This is a genomic window from Candidatus Methylomirabilota bacterium (assembly GCA_036005065.1).
Lineage (GTDB): Bacteria > Methylomirabilota > Methylomirabilia > Rokubacteriales > DASRDR01 > DASYQW01.
Genome location: DASYQW010000149.1, coordinates 1 through 4,663, shown reverse-complemented (window position 1 = coordinate 4,663; position 4,663 = coordinate 1). Strand labels below are relative to the sequence as shown.

The 4,663-nt window shown below is 69.5% G+C and carries 4 protein-coding genes; 1 reads left to right on the top strand and 3 read right to left on the bottom strand.

Annotated elements, in window-relative coordinates; all coding sequences use genetic code 11:
* Positions 1-754, top strand: a 754-nt coding sequence (locus VGW35_10640) for a thioredoxin family protein (protein ID HEV8308113.1), incomplete at its 5' end; no start/stop codon positions are given.
* 298 nt (positions 755-1,052) lie between these two features.
* Here the strand turns inward: VGW35_10640 and VGW35_10635 are convergent.
* Genes VGW35_10635 through VGW35_10625 form a run of 3 tightly spaced genes read right to left on the bottom strand, consistent with a single transcriptional unit; the run spans position 1,053 to position 4,432 of the window.
* Complete coding sequence (locus VGW35_10635) at positions 1,053-1,883, bottom strand: ABC transporter permease (protein HEV8308112.1); 831 nt, start codon at positions 1,881-1,883, stop codon at positions 1,053-1,055.
* Positions 1,884-1,929: 46 nt separating this feature from the next.
* Entirely contained in the window at positions 1,930-2,844 is a 915-nt protein-coding gene (locus VGW35_10630; GenBank protein HEV8308111.1) for an ABC transporter permease subunit, read from the bottom strand.
* A gap of 7 nt (positions 2,845-2,851) precedes the next feature.
* Entirely contained in the window at positions 2,852-4,432 is a 1,581-nt protein-coding gene (locus tag VGW35_10625; protein ID HEV8308110.1) for a peptide ABC transporter substrate-binding protein, read from the bottom strand.
* Between the last annotated feature and the right edge of the window lie 231 nt (positions 4,433-4,663).

Genomic DNA, 4,663 nt, shown 5'->3' with positions numbered 1-4,663 from the left:
GCCGGGGCCTGGACCCTGTGTCGGACAAGGAGGGCTCGCCGTGGTGGAGAAGAAAAGCGTCGTGACGCCGGAGCGGTTCGCCTCCGGAATGACCTTCGACCAGTACGTCGCCTACGTGGCGAGCCCGGAGAACCTCGCGCGCGAGGGCTCCGGCGGCGCCGCCCGGCGCGACTGGAGCCGCTACCTGCGCACACGGTACGAGAAGGCGCGGCTCTCGGACGCCCAGACGGCGGCGATCCGCTGGCTGGCGAGCCAGCCGGGCGGCCCCGCAAAGATCCTGGTCATCGCGGAGGAGTGGTCGTCGGACTGCCGGCGCGACATCCCGATGCTGGCACGGCTCGCCGAGGCGGGTGGCCTCGAGCTCCGGATCGTCATGCGTGACGGCCAGAAGTTCAGCAAGAGCCAGCACCCGTCTCGCCTGGAGGCGCCGGACAGCAACGCCGACATCATGGCCGAGTTCCTGAACGTGAAAAACGGCCAGACCTGGCAGTCGATCCCCGTCGCCGTCTTCTACACGAAGGCGCTGGAGCACCTCTACCACTACATCGAGTACCCGGCGATCTACCACAAGGACCGCGTGGTCGGGGTGATCCGCGCGGCGAGGCCCGGCGAGACGCCCGAGCAGACCCGGGAGCGCGGCGAGCGGGACTTCTTCGCGCTCCAGGACTCGCCGTTCTTCGATCTGTGGGCCTGCGCGGGGATCGACGAGATCCTGTCGGCGCTCCACGAGCGCCAGGTCGTCGGTTCCCTCTAGTTGCTCGGGGGGGTCTGGGAAGACTCCCCCCCCCGAGACCCCCCCTCGGTTGCGGCGGCAGAGCCGCCGCTCGGAGCGTTGCTCGACGAATCGCCCGCACGGGGCGCCCTTGTGCTGCGAGGCGCTGCGGCCGATCACGGTAGGGCCGACGTGCCCGCTTGGAGGCTGTCGGAGTAATCGGCCGCCAACACCTCGCCCAGCCGCCGCGGGTCGGTGTTCCACTCCGAGCGCGGGCTTGCCCGCGCAACCCTCCCGGGGGAGGGTGTGGGAGGGGGCCGTCGAGGCCCCCTCCCATGATCTACCGGCCCACCTGGGGATCGAGCGCGTCGCGGAGGCCGTCCCCCAGGAAATTCAGCGAGAGCAGCGTCCCGGTCAGGGCCAGGCCAGGAAAGAGGATCAGCCAGGGATAGGCCTCCATGGCGGCGGCGCCCTCGGAGGCCAGCGACCCCCAGCTCGCCATCGGCGGCTGCACGCCGAGCCCCAGGAAGGAGAGGAACGCCTCCTCCAGCATGACGGCGGGTACCGTGAGGGTCGCGTACACGATGACCGGGCCGGCGGCGTTGGGCACCACGTGGAGTCCGAGCAGCCGGGGCGGGCTCCCGCCCAGCGCCCGGGCGGCGTCCACGAACTCGCGGACCTTGAGCGTGAGCACCTGGCCCCGGACGATCCGCGACATGGTCAGCCACTGGACGGCCCCCAGCGCGATGAACAGGTTGAAGATGTTCCGGCCGAGCAGGACCATCAGGATGATCACGAAGAACATGAAGGGCAACCCGTAGAGGATGTCGACCGCCCGCATCATGAGCCGATCGGCCCGCCCGCCGAGATAACCGGCCACCGCCCCGTAACTCACGCCGATGGTCAGGCTCACCAGCGTGGCCAGGATCCCCACCCCCAGCGACACCCGGGCCCCCCACATGACGCGGGTGAGGAGGTCCCGGCCCAGCTCGTCGGTGCCGAAGGGATGCGCCCACGAGGGCGGGCGGGGGCCGTAGGCGAGGTCGGTCTTGGCATACGAGTAGGGCGCGATCCAGGGGGCGAGCACGGCCAGGGCGGCCATGGCCAGCAGGACGACCGCACCCACCATGGCCAGGCGATTCCGGCGCAGCCGCCGCCACGCCTCGGCCACCGGGCCCCGCCCGCGAAGGTGCGGCGGGGCCGTCGCCAGCGGCACGTCAATAGGTAACGCGCGGGTCGAGGTAGGCATACAGACAGTCGACGATCAGATTGAAGACGACCAGGAGCAGGCTGTAGAAGACGACGGTGCCGAGGACCATCGTGTAGTCGCGGTTGAGCGCGCTGGTCACGAAGTAGCGGCCGATGCCGGGAATGCCGAAGATCGTCTCCACGACCACCGAGCCGGTCAGGGCCCCGGCGGCCGCCGGCCCGAGGTACGAGACCACCGGCAGCACCGCGCTCGGCAGGGCGTGGCGCCCGACCACCACCGCCTCCCGCAGCCCCTTTGCCCGCGCCGTGCGGACGAAGTCCTGGAAGATCACCTCCAGCATCCCGGCCCGCGCGAGGCGCGCCACGTAGGCCGTGTAGAACAGGCCGAGTGTCACCGACGGCAAGACCAGGTGCCGCCAGGTCCCCCACCCCGCCACCGGCAGCCAGCCGAGCTGCAGGGCGAAGACCAGGATCAGGAACGGCCCCAGCACGAAGTTGGGGATCGACACCCCGCCGAGGGCGAGGGACATGGTGAGGTAGTCCACCAGCCGGTTGCGCCGGATCGCGGCCAGGACGCCCGCCGTGCCGCCGACCACCACCGCCAGGCCGATGGCGCACGCCCCGAGGGTCAGCGAGACGGGGAACCCGAGGCCGATGAGCTCGGTGACGGTGCGGTCGGGGTAGCGGAAGGACGGTCCGAGGTCGCCGCGAGCGACGTCGCCGAGGTACCGGAGGTACTGCCGGACCAGCGACTCGTCGAGGTGGTACTTCGCCTCTATGTTGGTGCGGACCTCGGTCGGGAGGGCCCGCTCCATGTCGAAGGGGCCTCCCGGCGCGACCCGCATGATGAAGAAGGAGGCCGTGACGATGACCAGCAGGACCGACGGCAGGCCGAGCAGCCGGCCCACCAGGTACCGGAGCACGGCCCGCTCATTTCTCGATACTGAGGTACTTCAGGGGGTGCTGGTCGAGGATGTTCGGCTGCCAGCCCTTCACCTTGCGGCTCAGCATGCCCTTGTTGACATAGGTGTAGAGCGGCACGATCGGGACCTCGTCCACCACCAGGATCTTCTCGGCCTCCTGCAGAGCCTTCATCCGTTCCTTGGGATCGACGATGCCGCAGCCGGCCTTGGCGACCAGCTCGTCGTAGCGCTTGTTCGACCACCCGGTCTGGTTGTTCCCACCTCCGGTGATCCACATGTCCAGGAAGGTGTTCGGGTCCACGTAGTCGCCGATCCACCCGGCTCGCGAGATCTGGTAGTCGAGCTTCGACTGCCGCGCCAGGTACACCTTCCACTCGACGTTGGCCAGCTCGACCTGGATCCCGAGGGTCTCCCGCCACATCTGCTGGACGGCTTGCGTGATCACCCGGTGCAGCTCGTTCGTGTTGTAGAGCAGCTCCGTCTTCGGGAACCCCTTGCCGTCCGGGAACCCCGCCTCGGCCAGGAGCCGCTTGGCCGCGGCCGGGTCGTACGGAAGCCCCCGGACTCCTTCGTATCCCCGCATCCCGGCCGGGACGAAGCCCGAGGTCGGGATCTCGCCGGCCTTGGTCACGAACTTGACCAGCGACTCCCGGTCCACGGCCATGGAGAGCGCCTTCCGCACCCGCCCGTCGCTCAGCGGCGGCTTGGTGACGTTGAACCGGAAGTAGTAGGTCCCGAGGTAGGGCGTGACGTAGTACTCGGGCCGCTGCTTGGCGGCGTCGATCTGGGCCGGGGGGACGGTGGGGATCCAGTCACTGTCGCCGGCCAGGAACTGCTTGTAGGCGGTGTTGATGTCGTCGGTCGGGATGAAGACCGCCTTCTGGAGCTTCACGGTCGCCGCGTCCCAGTGGCTCGCGTTCTTCTCCAGCACCAGCTCACGCTGGGGCACCCAGCTGGCCAGCCGGAACGGCCCGTTGCTCACGATCTTCCCGGGCTTCACCCAGTCCTTCCCGTGCGCCTCGATCGCCCACTTGGGCACCGGGTAGAGCGTGTAGAAGGACGTCAGGTCGAGGAAGTAGGCCGTGGGACAGCGGAGCGTCGCCTGGAGCGTCTTGTCGTCCAGCGCCTTCACCCCGACCTGGCTGAAGTCGGTCACCTGCCCCTTGTTGTACTCCTCGCCGTTCCGGAGGTAGTAGAGCTGCTGGGCGTACTTGGCCCCGGTCTTCGGGTTCAGCACGCGCTCCCAGGCGTAGACGAAGTCGTGGGCGGTCACCTTCCGCCTGTCGGTCCACGTCGCCTCCCGCAGCTGGAAGGTGTAGACGAGCCCGTCCTTCGAGACCGTCCAGCTCCGAGCCATCCCGGGCCGCGGGGAGAGGTCCTTGGGGTCGGTCGTCGTCAGGCCCTCGAAGAGGTTCGAGATGATCCGGTGCTCGGGCACGCCGGTCACCAGACCCGGGTCCAGGCTTTCCGGCTCGGCCGTGTTGTTGACCCGGAACACTTGCTCCTGGGCGCCGGCCGCCCCGGCCCCCAGGACCGCCGCCATCAGCGCCACCGCCCACGTCGCCCCCGCCACCAGAATCCGTCTCATCGTGGTCCTCCTCGGGTTCGCATCGTCTTCCGCTCATGACTATAGTCACGGCCCTACCGGCCGTCAATGCGCGGGGGTGTTCGCGGGGCGCGGCCCTCGCGCTCAGATTTCCCACCCCGCCACCCCTCCGAGTGCAACTCAGCGCTCCAGCACGCCAGCCAGCCGCGCGGCTCGCCTCAAGGCCCGCGCGGCCTCGGCGCGATGGCGACCGCGGATGAAGGGACCGGCGAA